The 16,869-nt window shown below is 66.1% G+C and carries 14 protein-coding genes; 7 read left to right on the top strand and 7 right to left on the bottom strand.

Features of this window, described 5'->3' with window-relative positions; translation table 11 throughout:
- Positions 1–44: 44 nt before the first annotated feature.
- The 5 genes from DSD19_RS00490 to DSD19_RS00470 form a co-directional block, all read right to left on the bottom strand.
- On the bottom strand, positions 45–1,106 hold the full coding sequence (locus DSD19_RS00490; protein ID WP_075787021.1) for a calcium-binding protein: 1,062 nt from the start codon (positions 1,104–1,106) through the stop codon (positions 45–47).
- Positions 1,107–1,550: 444 nt separating this feature from the next.
- Positions 1,551–4,205, bottom strand: coding sequence for a calcium-binding protein (locus DSD19_RS00485; RefSeq protein WP_113668149.1), 2,655 nt, complete (start codon positions 4,203–4,205; stop codon positions 1,551–1,553).
- Between the two features lie 385 nt (positions 4,206–4,590).
- Entirely contained in the window at positions 4,591–5,061 is a 471-nt protein-coding gene (locus DSD19_RS00480) for a GNAT family N-acetyltransferase (protein ID WP_113668148.1), read from the bottom strand.
- 157 nt (positions 5,062–5,218) lie between these two features.
- A complete protein-coding gene (gene groL, locus DSD19_RS00475) occupies positions 5,219–6,862 on the bottom strand; it encodes a chaperonin GroEL (RefSeq protein WP_075787018.1) in 1,644 nt (547 codons plus the stop codon).
- Positions 6,863–6,906: 44 nt separating this feature from the next.
- A complete protein-coding gene (locus DSD19_RS00470; protein WP_075787017.1) occupies positions 6,907–7,194 on the bottom strand; it encodes a co-chaperone GroES in 288 nt (95 codons plus the stop codon).
- A 312-nt stretch (positions 7,195–7,506) separates the two neighbouring features.
- On the opposite strand from DSD19_RS00470, the gene DSD19_RS00465 reads away from it, so the two are divergent.
- From DSD19_RS00465 to DSD19_RS00440, 6 genes are all read left to right on the top strand, one after another.
- A complete protein-coding gene (locus tag DSD19_RS00465) occupies positions 7,507–8,427 on the top strand; it encodes a manganese-dependent inorganic pyrophosphatase (RefSeq protein ID WP_113668147.1) in 921 nt (306 codons plus the stop codon).
- A 62-nt stretch (positions 8,428–8,489) separates the two neighbouring features.
- Positions 8,490–9,359, top strand: a complete 870-nt coding sequence (locus DSD19_RS00460) for a TIGR01459 family HAD-type hydrolase (RefSeq protein ID WP_075787015.1) — start codon at positions 8,490–8,492, stop codon at positions 9,357–9,359.
- A 268-nt stretch (positions 9,360–9,627) separates the two neighbouring features.
- Positions 9,628–10,071 carry a MaoC family dehydratase gene (locus DSD19_RS00455; protein WP_075787675.1) on the top strand — a complete coding sequence of 148 codons (444 nt, stop codon included), beginning with the start codon at positions 9,628–9,630 and terminating at the stop codon, positions 10,069–10,071.
- Positions 10,072–10,102: 31 nt separating this feature from the next.
- A complete protein-coding gene (locus DSD19_RS00450; protein WP_113668161.1) occupies positions 10,103–11,065 on the top strand; it encodes a bifunctional riboflavin kinase/FAD synthetase in 963 nt (320 codons plus the stop codon).
- 4 nt (positions 11,066–11,069) lie between these two features.
- Entirely contained in the window at positions 11,070–11,549 is a 480-nt protein-coding gene (locus DSD19_RS00445; RefSeq protein ID WP_256359710.1) for a YcgN family cysteine cluster protein, read from the top strand.
- A gap of 5 nt (positions 11,550–11,554) precedes the next feature.
- On the top strand, positions 11,555–12,610 hold the full coding sequence (locus DSD19_RS00440; RefSeq protein WP_113668146.1) for a low specificity L-threonine aldolase: 1,056 nt from the start codon (positions 11,555–11,557) through the stop codon (positions 12,608–12,610).
- Positions 12,611–12,643: 33 nt separating this feature from the next.
- Here the strand turns inward: DSD19_RS00440 and DSD19_RS00435 are convergent, their stop codons facing one another.
- Positions 12,644–13,243 carry a 2-hydroxychromene-2-carboxylate isomerase gene (locus DSD19_RS00435; protein WP_113668145.1) on the bottom strand — a complete coding sequence of 200 codons (600 nt, stop codon included), beginning with the start codon at positions 13,241–13,243 and terminating at the stop codon, positions 12,644–12,646.
- A 104-nt stretch (positions 13,244–13,347) separates the two neighbouring features.
- Between DSD19_RS00435 and DSD19_RS00430 the strand changes: the two genes are divergently transcribed.
- A complete protein-coding gene (locus tag DSD19_RS00430; protein ID WP_075787011.1) occupies positions 13,348–14,373 on the top strand; it encodes a ribose-phosphate pyrophosphokinase in 1,026 nt (341 codons plus the stop codon).
- Between the two features lie 412 nt (positions 14,374–14,785).
- Here DSD19_RS00430 and DSD19_RS00425 read toward each other — a convergent pair whose 3' ends face one another.
- A complete protein-coding gene (locus tag DSD19_RS00425; RefSeq protein WP_113668144.1) occupies positions 14,786–16,768 on the bottom strand; it encodes a cation:proton antiporter in 1,983 nt (660 codons plus the stop codon).
- Between the last annotated feature and the right edge of the window lie 101 nt (positions 16,769–16,869).

The raw sequence follows: 16,869 nt of genomic DNA, 5'->3' as shown, positions 1-16,869 counted from the left end.
CAGGGGTACGGACCGGCCCCGGGGGCCGGTCCGCGTCAGTCGGTTCAGACGACGGTGAAGAACTTCGACGGATCTGCCGCCACGTCGTCGTAGGAGACGCCGTAGAGCATCACGCTGTCGCCCTGGCCGAAGTCGATCAGGGTGTTGGCGCCGCCGATATCCATGGCGTAATCGGCCACGCTCGACGCGTCGGTCAGGGTAACGCCGCCCGGCAGCGAGGCCGAGAACTGCACAAGGTCGCCCTCGGTGAAGTCCATCACCACGTCGCCGCCGCCCGAGAAGACGAACAGGTCGTCGCCCGCCCCGCCGATCAGCACGTCGTCGCCCAGGCCGCCGCTGAGCACGTCGTTCCCGGCTTCGCCGTTCAGGACGTCGTCTCCGTCGCCGCCGAGGATCGTATCGTCCCCGTCGCCGCCCTGCAGCAGATCGCCACCGGCGCCGCCGTCGAGCAGGTCGTCGCCAGCGCCGCCATAAAGCTGGTCGCCGCCGGTGCCGCCGAAGAGCTGGTCGTCGCCCGCCCCGCCGTCGAGAACGTCATCGCCCTCGCCGCCGTAAAGCTTGTCGTCGCCAGCCTCGCCGTAGAGGTAGTCCGAACCTTCGTCGCCGTAGAGCGAGTCATTGCCGGTCCCGCCTTCGAGCAGGTCGTCGCCCTCGCCGCCGTAGAGCTTGTCGTTGCCGGCATCGCCGTGCAGCGCGTCGGCCCCTTCGCCGCCATAGAGCATGTCGTCGCCGGTGCCGCCGTAAAGCTGGTCGTCGCCGGAATCGCCGAACAGCATGTCGGTGCCGTCATTCCCGTGAAGGATGTCCGACCCCGACCCGCCCGAGACGACGTCGTCGCCCGAACCGCCCATCAGCATGTCTTCGCCGCTGCCGCCCGAGAGCTGGTCATTGCCCGAGCCCCCCATCAGCAGGTCGTTGCCCGACCCCCCGTCGAGAACGTCGTCGCCGGCGCCCCCGTTCAGGAAATCGTTGCCTTCCTCACCGAACACGGTGTCGTTCCCGTCCCCGGAAAGGGCCGTATCGTCTCCTGCGCCCGCGGCGATCAGATCCGCGGCGGACGTTCCGTAGACAAAGTCATTGAACGCACCACCTGGAATTGTGGCCATAGGTCCCTCCTTGACGTTTGTGCGCGTGTTTCGACCAAGGCCGTGTTGCCGCAATGCAGCTTACCAAATCCTTAACGGACCTCGGGCGGGGGCCGCGGGACTCGGTCAAAATGTGGTAAAAAGTGGCCGTATTTGTTACTTGTCGGGGGTAAGTCATTGACGACGCTAGGTTAGCGCGGTCACATTCCTTAATGCCCGCCGGTGGGCAGAGCGATTGTGCAATTGCAGCAATTTTCGGGATCGGTGTGGCGGCTGTTCACCTTTTGCCCATTGTCACGCCACAGAGCAGGCAAGATGTGCAACCGCTCTAAGACAACCTGCGGTAGGGGCCGATCCCGGCCCGTCCGGACCGCGCGGCGGGGCGCAGATTCTCTGTCCGCCGGACAGGCGGCCGTCGCGGTCTCGCGGCCGGGAGGGTATTTGCCCCCTCCCGCGCGGCCCCGGCTATAGCAGGAAGTCGGCCTCGGTCAGCAGATGCAGCCCGTCGAGACGGATTTCCAGATCGACCTGCCCGTTGCCGCTGATATCCCCGAGGATCACCGTCGTTCCGGGCAGCGAGACGGTATCGACCCGCAACTCGCCCGCCGTTCCGCTGAAGGCTGCCGCCCCGATCAAGGCGAAGCTCTGGTCGCCTGCCAGACCGCTATCGGCATCGACGCCCGAGAGGTCGATCAGGTCCTCGCCGCTCTGGAAATCGGCGATCACGTCGACGGACGAGCCCCGGCTGTGGCTTGCGTTATTGAAGTCGAACACGTCCGCCCCGGCCATCCCGGTCAAGATGTCGGCACCCGCGCCGCCCTCGATCAGATCGGCCCCGGCCGAACCGGTGATGGTGTCGTTGCCGCCCTTGCCGTCGATCCGGGCCACGCCGCTTAGCGCGACGGAGGAAAAATCCATGACATCGGCGCCGTTCAGCCCCACCAGCGTAAAGCCGGTATGGCCGCCCGACGAGATCGTCTCGATGTCGGTCAGCGTCTCGCCGGTGACCGTCATCGCCACCGAATTCGCGATCGCCAGGATCGTGTCCTGGCCGCTGCCGCCGCGGAAGATGTCGGTCCCGGCACCAGCCGCCACCTGGAAGATGTCGTCGCCCGCGCCGCCCTCCAGACTGTCGGCCCCCTTGCCGCCGATAATGGTATCGGCCCCCGCCGTTCCCAGGATGGTGTCGCTGCCCGATCCGCCGTCGATGGTGCCGATGCCGATCAGGGTGCTGGCCGAAAGGTCGATGAGGTTGCCGGCGGCCGAGCCCAGCAGCCGCACGCCGGTATGGCCGCCGGCATCGACGATCTCGACGCCGGTCAGCCCGGAAAGCCCGATGGTGACGTTGTCCGCCAGGGCAAGGATGCGGTCTGCCGTCCCGCTGCCGCCGTCGATCATGTCATAGCCGTTCGACCCGGCTGCATAGAGGAAGGTGTCGTCGCCCGCCTCGCCGTTCAGCACATCGTCCCAGGCGCCGCCGGTCAGCGTGTCGTTGCCGCTGCCACCGTAGATCAGGTCGTTGCCCGAGCCGCCGTCGATCAAGTCGTTCCCCGCGCTGCCCGACAGCGTGTCATTCGCGCCGCCGCCAGAGATATCGTCATTGCCGTCGCCGCCGAAGATCGTATCGGCTCCGGCGTTCCCCGAAAGGGTGCAGCCTAGGGCGGCGATGCTGGCGTCGATCAGATCGCTGCCGCCGGTGCCGATGACGGTGAAGAGATCCTGTTTGAGGTCGCAGGAGATCGAGGACCCGTCGCTCAGCGTGGCCGTGCTGAGATCGGCCGCAAGGTCGAACGAGACCGCGGTCGCAGTGCGGCCCGTTTCGTCGGCCTCGGAGTAGTCGAGGATCAGGTGATCGGTGCCTCCGGTTCTGGCGATCTGGGCCGATGCGATGCCGATGCGGATGGTATCGTCGCCGTCGGCCAGCGTAATTTTGGCGAATTCGATGCCTCTGATCCCGCCGTTCTGGCTGATGTCGAGATCGTAGTCGATGCCGTAATAGGGGGCGTTGATTCTCAGGTAGTCGTATCCGGCGCCACCATCGATGTCATCCTGCCCCAGCATGGTCAGGATATAGTCATCGCCGTCGCCGCCATCGAGCAGCGGGCTGCCTTCGCCCCCGATCAGCGTATCGTTCCCCGCTCCGCCGTGAAGCTCGCCGTCGCTATCGCCCGAGTCTAGATAGTCGTCGCCGTCGTCGCCCCAGAGTTCCGAGTCCGAGTAGAGATAGCCGTAGATACTGTCATTCCCGGCGCCGCCATGCATGATGTCGTAGTCGGAATAGCCGGTGATTTCGTCGTCTCCATCTCCGCCGTAAAGGACCGAGTGCTCGTACCCGCCCCAGATCCTGTCGTTTCCGGCACCGCCATCGACCGTGCCTCCATCGACATCTCCGAGGAATATGGAATCGTTGCCCGAAGAGCCGATGACTTCGACCTTGCGAAAGCCGTAAATCGTGGTATCCGCGACGCTGCCGTCATCCAGCGCGACGGAAATCTCGCCGTCGCTGAAGTTGATCGACGCGGCGCCGCGGCCGGTCATGTCGGTTCCGGAATAATCGACATGGACCATGCCCTGGCCGTCCATTTCGCCAAGCGCGAACCCTGCATGAACGTCGCGATCCACCCCAGAGAGGTAAAGATCGACGCGCTCGAAGCCGCTCCAGGTCACGCCGGTTCCGGCGCCGGTGGTCAGGTCGATGCTCTGGGCGCCGGACACGCCGAGATTGAGGATCAGCGTATCGGTTCCCGCGCCGCCGGTGACCACGTCACCGGTTCCGGCCCAGACTTCGTCATCGCCAGCCCCGCCGTCGATCAGGTCGGCGCCATCGCCGCCCCAAAGATAGTCGTTGCCCGCCCCGCCCAGCAGGGTGTCGTTGTCATCTCCGCCGGAAAGAAAGTCGTCGCCGGACCCGCCGATCACCATCATCCTCTCGACATTGTCGATGTCGAGATGGACGGAATTGTAGGTCGCGGACCAGCCTCCTGCCGTGAAGGAGCCGCTCAGGCCGAAGCTGAGCGCCGAGGCGTCGATGGTCACGGTGTCGATGCCGCCCAGCGCATCGAAGCTCTGGTCGCTGCCGGAGGGAACGATGGTTGCGGTGTCGTCGCCAGTGGTAAACATCGGAAGGCCCCCATGTCAGTGAAATTCTTGAAAATAAAGGAATGTGCCCATTAAAAGACGCGCTCCCCCGGGGATCGGACCGAGGACAGGCTGGACGCGGACGGACGACTCGTAAAAACAATACAATCTTGATTAAACTTAATTAAGCGCGCCCGCGCATTGCGAGTCAACCTGCAATGGGAGGGAAACGTTTTTGAAATCCGGGGCTTTCGGGCGTTAATGAATGTGAACGGAACCGGCGCCTCGGGCGGCGGCGGAAATTCCTCTTGAGGTCAGGACGATGCCCGGGACTGCGTGGTCGCCGGGGCAGGCTGTGCGGCCGACAGGGCGGCGGGCGACGGGCGATCTGACGCAGGCGGAACGGGTGCGGATGGGGACGGGCGCGTCAGGCACCGAAGGGGGCGGCATAGACCAGCCGCGCCAGCGGCGGGCTGTCGGCCGGGGCGCGCTCGTAAAGCGCGGTCACCTCCAGCGGATAGGGCGAGACAAGGTTTGCGGCCCGGCCCACGGAAAAGCCGAAGCGCGTGTAATAGGCCGGGTCGCCCACCACCACCACCGGCCCCTCGACCACGTCGAGCGCAGCATGGATCAGCCGCCCGCCAAGGCCCAGGCCCTGCGATCCCGGCGCCACCGCGACCGGGGCGAGCGCGTACCAGCCCCTGGGCTCGACCATGTGAACCAGGGCCAGATAGGCGCGGATCTCTTCCTTGTCATTGGCCAGCACCCATTCCCGGGCCATGGCCTTGCCCAGGCGCAACGCCTCGACCAGCCGCGCCTCGTCGGGACGGGCGAAAGCGGCCTCGAGCAGCCGGGCGATTGGGCCGTAATCGGAGGCGGTGGCGGGGCGAATGGTCATGGGGGCGAACCTAGCAAATTCCGGCCCGGCGGACAGTGCCAGACCGGCCGCGCATCTTGACGCAGGCGAAACAGGCCCGTCGGGGGCCGTGGCAGAAACGGAGAAAAGGGGCCGCGCATGGCAGCCCCTTTCCGGTGACCTGACAGGGCCGGTCGGCTTACATCATGCCGCCCATGCCGCCCATGTCGGGCATGCCGCCGCCGGCGGACGCGCCCTTCGGTTCGGGCTTGTCGGCAACCATCGCCTCGGTGGTGATCAGCAGGCCGGCGATCGAGGCCGCATCTTCCAGAGCGGTCCGGGTCACCTTGGCCGGGTCGATCACGCCGAACTTGAACATGTCGCCATATTCTTCGGTCTGGGCGTTGAAGCCGAAGTGGTTGTCGTCGCTTTCGCGGATCTTGCCCGCGACCACGGCGCCGTCGACACCGGCGTTTTCGGCGATCTGACGCAGCGGCGCTTCGAGGGCCTTGCGCACGATGGCGATACCGGCGTGCTGGTCTTCGTTGGAGCCTTCGAGATCGTCGAGCACCTTGGCAGCCTGCACCAGGGCAACGCCGCCGCCGACCACGATGCCTTCCTGCACGGCCGCACGGGTCGCGTTCAGGGCGTCATCGACGCGGTCCTTGCGCTCTTTGACTTCGATTTCGGTCATGCCGCCGACGCGGATGACGGCAACGCCACCGGCCAGCTTCGCGACACGCTCCTGCAGCTTCTCGCGGTCGTAGTCGGACGAGGTTTCCTCGATCTGCTGACGGATCTGGGCCACGCGGGCTTCGATCTCGGCCTTGTCGCCATGGCCGTCGATGATCGTGGTGTCGTCCTTCTTGATCAGGATCTTCTTGGCCTGACCCAGCATGTCGAGCGTCACGTTTTCAAGCTTCATGCCCAGGTCTTCCGAGATCACCTGGCCGCCGGTCAGGATCGCGATGTCCTGCAGCATGGCCTTGCGGCGATCACCGAAGCCCGGAGCTTTCACGGCCGCGATTTTCAGGCCGCCGCGCAGCTTGTTGACCACGAGGGTCGCCAGCGCTTCGCCTTCGACGTCTTCGGCCACGATCAGCAGGGGTTTTTGCGACTGGATCACGGCCTCGAGCAGGGGCACCATCGGCTGCAGCGACGAAAGTTTCTTCTCGTGCAGCAGGATGAAGCAGTCTTCGAGTTCCGCGGTCATCTTGTCGGCGTTGGTCACGAAGTAGGGCGAGAGGTAGCCGCGGTCGAACTGCATGCCTTCGACGACTTCGACTTCGGTGTCCATGCCCTTGTTTTCTTCGACGGTGATCACGCCGTCATTGCCGACCTTCTGCATCGCGTCGGCGATGAAGCGGCCGATATTGGCTTCGCCGTTGGCCGAGATGGTGCCGACCTGGGCAACTTCGTCGGAATCGTTGACCGGACGCGAGGCGGCCTTGATCGCTTCGACGACCTTGGCGGTGGCCATGTCGATGCCACGCTTCAGGTCCATCGGGTTCATGCCGGCGGCAACCGATTTCATGCCTTCGCGCACGATCGCCTGGGCCAGAACGGTGGCGGTGGTGGTGCCGTCGCCGGCCTCGTCATTGGTACGCGAGGCGACTTCTTTCACCATTTGCGCGCCCATGTTCTCGAACTTGTCTTCCAGTTCGATTTCCTTGGCGACGGTGACGCCGTCCTTGGTGATCCGGGGCGCCCCGAAGGATTTGTCGATCACCACGTTGCGGCCTTTCGGGCCCAGGGTGACCTTGACCGCATCGGCGAGGATGTTCACGCCTTTCAGCATGCGGTTGCGAGCGTCGGTGTTGAACTTGACGTCCTTGGCAGCCATGTCGCTTGCTCCTGACTATCTGTTGGTTTCTAGGGGCGATCCGCTCAGGCGATGATGCCGAGGATATCGCTTTCCTTCATGATCAGCAGTTCTTCGCCGTCGATCGTGACTTCGGTGCCCGACCATTTGCCGAAGAGGATGCGGTCGCCAGCCTTGACGCCCATCTCGATCAGTTCGCCCGAATCCTTGCGGGCGCCTTCGCCACAGGCGATCACTTCGCCCTCGGCCGGTTTTTCCTTGGCGCTGTCGGGGATGATCAGGCCGCCCTTGGTCTTCTCATCGCTTTCGACGCGGCGAACGAGAACCCGGTCGTGCAAAGGTTTGAATGCCATGTTCGAACGCTCCTTGGTTCTGGGTGCCGAGGTTTTGTCACTCGCACCCGATGAGTGCTAACGAAGCCGGAGATAGGAAAGCCGCGACAGGCTGTCAAGCGCCACGATCCCGGAAAATCTTTGCCCGCGTGGCGGCCAGGGCGTGGATACGGTCCGGCGGCCGGCTTCGGTGGCCGACCTCGGAGGCGGGCGTCGCGACGGCGCTCCGGGAATGCCGCGGTGCAGAAAGAGCGTGCAGGCACCGGGTGACAAGCGGCACCGCCCCTTCTATAAGGGCGCCGACTTCAGACACCTGCAAATTGGGCGTATCACATGACGATCAAGGTTCTCGGCCACAAGGCCCCCGACACCGATTCCACCGGCTCGCCGCTGATCTGGGCCTGGTACCTTTCCGAGATCAAGGGCAAGGCGGCCGAGGCCAAGCTTCTGGGCGACCCCAATACCGAAGCCAAGTTCGTCCTGACCCGCTGGGGCTTCGAGCAGCCCGAGATCATCGCCGATGTTGCCCCGGGCGAGAATGTCGTCGTGGTCGATACCAACAACGTCGCCGAGCTGCCCTCGAGGATCAACGAGGCGAATGTGATCGCGATCATCGACCACCACCTGCTGCAGGGCGGGTTGAAGACCCGCTCGCCGATCGAGATCACCGTGCGCCCGGTCGCCTGCACCGCCACCATCATGTACGACCTGATGGGCGAGGACGCGGCGAAGATGCCCGACAACATCAAGGGCGCGATGCTGTCCTGCATCCTCAGCGACACGCTGGAATTCCGCTCGCCCACCACCACGCCGGTCGACCAGGCCGTGGCCGAGAAACTGGCCGCTGAACTTGGCGTTTCGATTCCCGACTATGCCGCCGAGATGTTCGCGGCCAAATCCGATGTCTCGGCCTTCTCGGATGCCGAACTGCTGCGGATGGATTCGAAGGAATACGAGATCGCCGGCAAGAAATTCCGCGTCTCGGTGCTGGAAACCACCTCGCCCAAGACCGTGCTCGACCGCAAGGACAGCCTTATGCAGGAGATGACCGGCGTGGCCGAAGAGGACGGCGCCGATCAGGTGCTGCTGTTCGTCGTCGACATCCTCAAGCAGGAAGCGACGCTTCTGGTGCCGAACGATCTGGTCAAGGCGGTGGCCGAGAAGAGCTTTGCCGCCAAGGTCTCGGGCGACACCGTGGTGCTGCCGGGCATCGTCAGCCGCAAGAAGCAGATCATCCCGAACCTGCAACTCTGAACCCCGACACGACCTCCCGGGGGCGCCGCATCCGGCGCCCCTTTGTGCAAGGACGCCCGCCCATGACCCCGATCATCGAGAGCCTCGACGAGGTCTCGTCCCGCTACAAGGCCCTGTTCGTCGACCTCTGGGGCTGCGTGCATAACGGGCGCGAGCCCTTCCCCGAGGCTGTCGCGGCGCTGCAGCGCTATCGCAGCAAGGGCGGCAAGGTGGTGCTGATCACCAATGCGCCGCGCCACCGCAAGGCGGTCGAGGGGCAGCTGGAGGAGATCGGCGTCGCCCGCGACAGCTGGGACACCATCGCCACCTCGGGCGACAGCGCCCGCGCCGCGATGTTTCGCGGTATCGTCGGCAAGCGGATCTATTACATCGGCATCGACTTCGACCTGACCTTCTTCGACCCGATCGGCATCGTCCGCGATCCCGTCGAGATCGAGCGGGTCCCGCTGGAAGAGGCCGAGGGCATCGTCTGCACCGGCCCGTTCGATTCGCATGCCGACCCTGACGAGCTGCGCCCGCAACTGCTTTACGCCAAGCAGAAGGGGCTCAAGCTGCTCTGCGCCAACCCCGATGTGGTGGTCGACCGGGGCGAGACCCGCGAATGGTGCGCGGGCGCCATCGCCGAGCTTTACACCAGAATGGGCGGCGAGAGCCTTTATTTCGGCAAGCCCCAGCCGCCGATCTACGATCTGGCCCGCCAGCGGCTGGCGGAATTCGCCGATGTGGCCGATGCCGACATCCTCTGCATCGGCGACGGCATCCGCACCGACATTGCGGGGGCCATCGGCGAAGATCTCGATTCGCTCTTCATCTCGGGCGGGCTCGCCGCGGCCGAGACCGCGACCCGGCACCAGCCGGATCCCGAGCGGCTTGAGGCCTTTCTGAAACAGCACATGGCCAGCCCGACCTACGCCATCGGCTTCCTGCGCTGACCCAAGGTCGATCCTGTCCTGCCTCTGCGCCCCGGCTCTGTCCGGGGCGCAAGTGTTTGCGGCCCTTTCCATTTCCCTTGCCTTGCCGCGCGTTCCGGCCCAGCATCGGCGGTGTGGGCAGCCCGGTTCGGGTGGACGGAGGTGAAATCGGCGGCGCAAGAAAGTTGCTATTGAGAAGCGAAACGTAACGAAAAATTACCCTCCCGCATTGCAGCATGGGCGCATCTTCGTTATGCTGCAGCGCAACATGATCCACCGGGGGCCGGGAATGCTCGACAACATGCCACGCGGAACGATTTGCATCGAGGATATCGAGATCGGCATGTGCCGCCATCTGCGCAAGCAGGTGACCGACCGCGACATCGAACTGTTTGCCGAGGTCTCGACCGACTGCAACCCAGTGCATCTGGATGACGATTACGCGATGGAGACGATCTTCGAAGGCCGGATCGCCCATGGCATGCTGACCGCCAGCCTGATCTCGGCGGTGATCGGCGAACAGCTTCCGGGCCATGGTACGATCTATCTGGGCCAGAGCCTGAAATTTCTCGCCCCCGTGCGCCCCGGCGACATGGTGCTGGCCGAGGTCGAGGTCACCGGCATCGACCATTCGCGGCGCCGCGTGACCATGGATTGCCGCTGCATCGTGGACGGAAAGCCGGTTTTGAAGGGCGAGGCCGTGGTGCTGGCACCCAGCAAGAAATTCGATTGACGCGGCCCGGCCCCCGGTGCAATCGGGGGCCATGCAGACCTTTGCCTCCTGGACCGGTAACGCGACGGGCGACCGCGGCGCCGCGGCCGCTATCGGCAATTTCGACGGCGTTCATCTTGGCCACCGGGTGGTGATCGAGGGGGCGCGGACCGAGGCCGCGCGCCGCGGCGCGCCGCTGGGCATCCTGACCTTCGAGCCGCATCCGCGCGAATTCTTCGCGCCCGATGCGGCGCCCTTCCGGCTGATGAATGCCGAGGCCCGCGCCAACCGGCTGGCCAAGCTGGGGGTCGATCATCTTTACGAACTGCCGTTCGACGCGCGGCTTGCCGGGCTTTCGCCCGAGGCTTTCGCGCGGCAGGTCATCGTCGACGGTCTGGGGCTGTCGCATGTCGTCGTCGGAGAGGATTTCTGCTTTGGCAAGGGCCGCGCCGGATCCGTCGGGGACCTGGCCAGGTTCGGGGCCGAGATGGGCTTTGGCGTCACCGCCGTGCCGCTTCTGTCGAACCATGTGGGCGAGGTGTCCTCGACCTCGATCCGCCACGCCCTGACCGAGGGCCGCCCGCGCGATGCCGCCGCGATGCTGGGCCATTGGCACCGGATCGAGGGCGAGGTGCTGCATGGCGACGCGCGCGGCCGCGATCTGGGCTTTCCGACCGCCAACATGTCGATCCAGGGGCTGCACCGGCCGCGGTTCGGGGTCTATGCGGTCAGGGTCGACGTGCTGTCGGGGCCGCATCAGGGCACCTATGACGGCGCCGCCTCGATCGGCATCCGTCCGATGTTCGGCGAGAATGTCCCGAATTGCGAAAGCTACCTGTTCGATTTCGAGGGCGATCTTTACGGGACCCATCTGTCCGTCGCCCTGGTCGAATTCCTGCGCGACGAGGCGAAGTTCGACGGGCTCGAGGCGCTGGTCGCGCAGATCGATGCCGATTGCGGGCAGGCCCGGGCGATCCTGACCGGCGACCTGCCGCTTCCCTTCGCGCGGGACTGAGACGGTGGCGCGCCCGCCTCGCAAGCCCGCCCCCGACACGCTGCGCCCGCAGTTCTGGGACCGGGTGGCCCTGAAGGACATGACCCCCGCCGAATGGGAGGCGCTGTGCGACGGCTGCGGCAAATGCTGTCTGAACAAGCTCGAGGATGCCGATACCGGCGAGGTCGTCTTTACCCGGATCGCCTGCCGGCTGCTGGATGACACTACCTGCCGCTGCGCGAATTACCCGATCCGCAAGAGCATCGTGCCCGAATGCGTGGTGCTGTCGCCGAAGACACTGGGCGAGGTCGCCTACTGGATGCCCCTGAGCTGTGCCTATCGGCGGCTCTGGGAGGGCCGCGGGCTGGCCGACTGGCATCCGCTGGTTTCGGGCGATCCCGGCAGCGTGCACGAAGCCGGGATGTCGGTTCAGGGCTGGACCATTCCCGAATTCGATGTTCCGCTTGAGGACTGGGAAGATCACGTCATCGAAGAGGAGCTGTGACAGCCATGCATTTTGCCTCGGACAACACCTCGCCCGTGCCGCCGCAGATCCTGGACGCGCTGATTGCCGCCAATCACGGCTATGCCATGCCCTATGGCGGCGATGCGATCATGGCCGAGGTTCGCACGGCGATCCGCGAGACCTTCGAGGCGCCCGAGGCCGAGGTCTATCTGGTCGCGACCGGCACCGCCGCCAATGCGCTGGCGCTGTCGGTGATCTGCCCGCCCTGGGCCACCGTCTTCTGCCACCGCAACGCCCATATCGAGGAAGACGAATGCGGCGCGCCGGAATTCTATACCGGCGGCGCCAAGCTGACCCTGGTCGAGGGCGCCGATGCCAAGCTGACCCCCGAGGCGCTGCGCGAGGCCATCGCCTTCGCCGCCCGCGGCGGGGTGCATAACGTCCAGCGCGGCGCGGTCTCGATCACCAACGCGACCGAACACGGGACGGTCTATACCGCCGCCGAGGTGTCGGCGCTGTCGGCCGTCGCCGCCGACTACGACCTGCCGGTGCACATGGACGGGGCGCGCTTTGCCAATGCGCTGGTCACGACCGGTGCCACGCCCGCCGAGATCACCTGGAAGGCCGGGATCGACGTGCTGTCCTTCGGCGGCACCAAGAACGGCTGTATGGGGGTCGAGGCGGTGGTGCTGTTCGATCCGGCCCATGCCTGGGAGTTCGAGTTGCGCCGCAAACGGGGCGCGCATCTCTTCTCGAAGCACCGCTATCTGTCGGCGCAGATGGCCGCCTATCTGAAGGACGGGCTCTGGCTGAAGCTTGCGGCGCGGGCCAATGACGCGGCGGCGCGGCTGTCGCAGGGGCTTGCCGCGCTCGACCGGGCCGAGTTGCTGCACCCGACCGAGGCCAATGCCGTCTTTGCCGCCTTCCCGCGCGAGGCGCATCGCCGCGCCCAGGCGGCCGGGGCGCAATATTACCTCTGGCCGATGGACCAGTCGCTGGAGGGCCCCGGCGACGTGCCGCTTGCGGCGCGGCTGGTCTGTTCCTGGTGCACGACCGACGAAGAGGTCGACGCGCTTCTGGCCATCGTCCGGGGCGACTGAGCCGCGCGCCCCGGTCCTTGGTCGGGTCCGGATCTAGAGCTTTCCGGACAGGTGCAGGTCGAGATCGTCAAGCCGGTCCTGACCCCAGAACCGTTCGTCGCCATCGGTGATGTAGAAGGGCGCCCCGAAGACGCCCCTGGCGGTCGCCTCTTCCAGATTGGCGGCATAGGTTTCGGCCCCTGCCAGCAGCCCCCGGTCGGCCAGCGCCGGGTCGAATCCGGCGGCGCCCAGACAGTCGCGGATGACCGCATCTTCGGCCAGATCGCGCTCTTCGGCCCAGCAGGCGCGGGTCAGGCTGTGCACAAGCCCGCCCAGATCGCCGCCGCCCGCGGCCTGTGCGGCGATGATCGCATAGGCGGCGGGCGCCGGGTTGGTCGGAAAATGCGCCGGGGTCAGGGTCAGCGGCAGCCCGGCCTTGGCGGCCTGGCGGCGCAGCTCCTGCAACCTGTAGGCTTTGCGCGACTCGGACCGCTGGGGCAGGGGCGTGCCGCCCGTGCGGGCCAAAAGCGCCATCAGATCAACGGGTTTGTAGGTGATGGTCGCGCCGTAGCGGACGGCGATCCCTTCCAGCCGGGTGCCGGCCAGATACGCGTAGGGCGAGATCACCGTGAAGAAATAGTCGATATGGGCCATCCTGACGCCCCCTCCCTCTCAAGGTTTTCAAGACCGTACCTCGGTGCTAAGCGCTGTCAACGTATCGTTACACGCGCGAATCGGCCGCCGCCGGAGACATCCCCATGCACAATATCCACGAACCGAAACTGATTTCGGGCAATGCCAACCGTCCGCTTGCCTCTGCCATCGCCCGGCGGATGTCGATGCATCGGGGCATCAATGTCGATCTGGTCGATGCCCGGGTCGAGCGCTTCAACGATCAGGAGATCTTCGTCGAGGTCTACGAGAATGTCCGCGGAGAGGACATGTTCGTGATCCAGCCGACCTCGAACCCGGCGAATGACAACCTGATGGAGCTGATGATCATGGCCGACGCGCTGCGCCGGTCCTCGGCCGCGCGCATCACCGCCGTGATCCCCTATTTCGGCTATGCCCGCCAGGACCGCCGCACCAAGGCCCGCACCCCGATCAGCGCCAAGCTGGTCGCGAACCTGCTGACCGAATCCGGCATCGAGCGGGTGCTGACCATGGATCTGCATGCGGCCCAGATTCAGGGCTTTTTCGACATCCCGGTCGACAACCTCTATGCCTCGCCGATCTTCGCGCTGGACATCGCGCATGAATTCAACGGTCTCGCCCCGCAGATCACCGTGGTTTCGCCCGACGTGGGTGGCGTGACCCGCGCCCGCGAGCTGGCGCAACGGATCGGGTCGGGGCTGGCCATCGTCGACAAGCGCCGGGTGCGTCCGGGCGAGGTGGCCGAGATGACCGTGATCGGCGATGTCGAGGGCCAGATCTGCTTCATCGTCGACGACATCTGCGACACCGCCGGAACGCTCTGCAAGGCCGCCGACAAGCTGATCGAGGCGGGCGCCAAGGAAGTGCATGCCTATATCACCCATGGCGTACTGTCCGGCCCCGCGGTCGAGCGGATCCGCAATTCGCAGCTGAAATCGGTGGTGGTGACGGATTCCATCCAGCCGACCGATGCCATCCTTGCGACGCCGAATATCCGTATCGTGCCGACCGCGCCGCTGTTCGCCCAGGCGATCATGAACATCTGGCAGGGCACCAGCGTGTCCTCGCTCTTCGAACACGAGACGCTTGCGCCGATCTACGAGGGGCTCTACGCGCCGCGGCGGGTCTGATCCGACGGGCCAGAGGGCCGAGGCGCCCCGACGACGGCTGGCGGCGGACGATCCGGCGCTGGTCGGCGCCGCGGCATCTTATCTGCCGAAGCTTTGCCGATATGGACGGGCGCATCGCCCCGGCAAGCTCGCTGCAAGGGTCCGGCCTGGCCTCTATCGCTGCGAACTGCGCGTCGGGCGAGGGCCATGCCCGTCGGCGGGTTGGTCTGGCCGGGACACGCCTCCGGGCACTGGGTCCGCCCCGTCGGGAATTGTGCAGACCCGGGTCGAACTGACCGAAAACCACCGCCTCTTCGCCGGCATCGGGTTCCGGACGGTCGGCAATCGGGCCCATCCGGGCCATGACCGCCCGACCTCGATCACGACGCACCGGTCCGTCACCTGAGCGTCGGTCCCCGGACTGGCCGGGCGTTCAGGCCCGGTCGGCGACATCCTCGGGTGCGTCGGCCGGGGCGATCGAGCTGTCTGCCTGCGTTTCCCCTCGGGCCGGACGCTGGGTGGCCGGGTCGGTGGCGCGGCGATGGGCCGTTCGTGACAGCAGGGCGGTGTCAAGCTCGCCGTTCAGCTCGCGGGCGCGGCGCAGGTAGCCCTCGTTCTTTTCGGCGGACACGCCGGGCTGCCACAGATCGGCCAGTTCCCGCACCATCCGCCGGTCGAAGTCGTAATAGGCGCTTTCACGCTCGCGCGCCTCGGTCGTGCTGAGCCCCATCGCCTCCAGCGAATAGCGCGCGACCCGCAGCGAACTGTCGAAGAGTTCGCGCACGATCTTGTCGGCCCCGGCGCGGTACAGCTCGTAGGCATGGGCCCGGTCGCGGGCACGCGCGATGATCGTCAGATCGGGCCGCACCCGCCGGGCGAAGATCACCACCCGCGTCGTCGCCGCCGGATCGTCCAGCGCCACCACGAAGACCTGCGCGGTGCCCAGCCCGGCCGCCATCAGCGTCTCGGGGCGGGTCGGGTTGCCGAAGAAGCCCTTGATGCCGAACTTGCGCATCAGGTTGATGGTGGCCAGATCGTCGTCGAGCATGGTCGCGCGAAAGCCCGACATCTGCAGCATGCGCTGGACCACCTGCCCGAACCGGCCGATCCCGGCGATCAGGATCGGGTTGCGTTCGTCGATTTCGTCGGGGGCATGGTCGGGGCCGATCCCGGCCACCGCAAGCCGCCGCGACACCATCTCGTAGACGAAGAAAAAGAGCGGGGTCATCAGCATCGTCAGCGCGATCACCAGCAAAAGCGTCTGGGTCAGGCGTTCGGACAGCACGTCCTGCTGGACGGCGAGCCCGAGGATCACGAAGCCGAATTCGCCGGCCTGGGCCAGACCGAGGGTAAAGAGCCAGCGATCCCGCCCCTTCAGCCGGAAAAGCCGGCCCAATGCGGCCAGCACCAGCCCCTTGATCACCATCACGCCCAGCGCCAGCCCGAATATTCCCAGCGGGTCGGCCAGCAGCACCTGAAAGTCGATGCCCGCGCCGACGGTGATGAAGAACAGCCCCAGCAGCAGACCCTTGAACGGCTCGATATTGCCTTCAAGATCGTGGCGGAACTCGGAATCGGCCAGCACCACGCCCGCAAGGAAGGTGCCAAGCGCGGGCGAAAGACCGACCATCCCCATCAGGACCGCGATGCCGATCACCAGCAGCAGCGCGAGCGCCGTGTACATCTCGCGCAGATGCGCCATGCTGACGAAACGGAAGACCGGCCGGATCAGGTAATGCCCGGCCAGGATCACCACCGCGACCGCGCCCAGCGTCACCAGAGCCACGCCCCAGCCCGGCAGCCCGGCCACCAGCGACAGGTGCTCGGCGCCATGGGGCGGCTGGGCGGCCTCCAGGGCCGGGCGCACGACCGACCCGTCGGGGGCGATCCGGGCCTTGGGCGCGGCCACCAGCAGCGGCAGCGCGACCAGCATCGGGATCACCGCGATGTCCTGGGCCAGCAGCACCGAAAAGCTCGCCCGCCCGCCATTGGTCGGCATCAGCCCCTTTTCGCTCAGGGTCTGCAGCACGATGGCAGTCGAGGACAGCGCAAAGACCAGCCCCACTGCCAGCGCCTGTTCCCAGCCGAGCCCCAGCGCCGGGATGGCCGCGGCCATGATCGCCAGCGTCGTCAGCGTGACCTGCAGGCCGCCCAGCCCGACCAGCCGGGTGCGCATCCGCCAAAGCACCTTCGGTTCCAGCTCGAGCCCGATCAGGAACAGCATCAGCACCACGCCGAATTCCGCGACATGGCGGATATCCTCGACCTGGGCCCCGACCAGCGCCAGCGCCGGGCCGATGGCGATGCCGGCCGCGAGATAGCCCAAAACCGATCCCAGCCCGAGCCGCGCGGCAAGGGGCACGGCGATCACCGCCGCGGCGAGGCAGATCAGGGCGGGAAGCAGGAAACTATCCATTTCTGGAGGGGTCCGGGCGTCAGAAGGGCGATGTCGTCAAAGCATAGGGGGCAGGTGTGCATCCCCCAAGCGGGGTTTGCACCAGGGATCGCGGAAATCGC

This window comes from Rhodovulum sp. BSW8, from assembly GCF_003314725.1.
GTDB lineage: Bacteria > Pseudomonadota > Alphaproteobacteria > Rhodobacterales > Rhodobacteraceae > Rhodovulum > Rhodovulum visakhapatnamense.
This window is presented reverse-complemented; position numbering and strand designations above follow the sequence as displayed.

What these genes read in the sequence shown, in the direction of transcription:
- DSD19_RS00490 (WP_075787021.1), bottom strand. Translation starts at nt 1,106, where the DNA reads ATGGCCACAATTCCAGGTGGTGCGTTCAATGACTTTGTCTACGGAACG.
- DSD19_RS00485 (WP_113668149.1), bottom strand. Translation starts at nt 4,205, where the DNA reads ATGTTTACCACTGGCGACGACACCGCAACCATCGTTCCCTCCGGCAGC.
- DSD19_RS00480 (WP_113668148.1), bottom strand. Translation starts at nt 5,061, where the DNA reads ATGACCATTCGCCCCGCCACCGCCTCCGATTACGGCCCAATCGCCCGG.
- groL (WP_075787018.1), bottom strand. Translation starts at nt 6,862, where the DNA reads ATGGCTGCCAAGGACGTCAAGTTCAACACCGACGCTCGCAACCGCATG.
- DSD19_RS00470 (WP_075787017.1), bottom strand. Translation starts at nt 7,194, where the DNA reads ATGGCATTCAAACCTTTGCACGACCGGGTTCTCGTTCGCCGCGTCGAA.
- DSD19_RS00465 (WP_113668147.1), top strand. Translation starts at nt 7,507, where the DNA reads ATGACGATCAAGGTTCTCGGCCACAAGGCCCCCGACACCGATTCCACC.
- DSD19_RS00460 (WP_075787015.1), top strand. Translation starts at nt 8,490, where the DNA reads ATGACCCCGATCATCGAGAGCCTCGACGAGGTCTCGTCCCGCTACAAG.
- DSD19_RS00455 (WP_075787675.1), top strand. Translation starts at nt 9,628, where the DNA reads ATGCTCGACAACATGCCACGCGGAACGATTTGCATCGAGGATATCGAG.
- DSD19_RS00450 (WP_113668161.1), top strand. Translation starts at nt 10,103, where the DNA reads ATGCAGACCTTTGCCTCCTGGACCGGTAACGCGACGGGCGACCGCGGC.
- DSD19_RS00440 (WP_113668146.1), top strand. Translation starts at nt 11,555, where the DNA reads ATGCATTTTGCCTCGGACAACACCTCGCCCGTGCCGCCGCAGATCCTG.
- DSD19_RS00435 (WP_113668145.1), bottom strand. Translation starts at nt 13,243, where the DNA reads ATGGCCCATATCGACTATTTCTTCACGGTGATCTCGCCCTACGCGTAT.
- DSD19_RS00430 (WP_075787011.1), top strand. Translation starts at nt 13,348, where the DNA reads ATGCACAATATCCACGAACCGAAACTGATTTCGGGCAATGCCAACCGT.
- DSD19_RS00425 (WP_113668144.1), bottom strand. Translation starts at nt 16,768, where the DNA reads ATGGATAGTTTCCTGCTTCCCGCCCTGATCTGCCTCGCCGCGGCGGTG.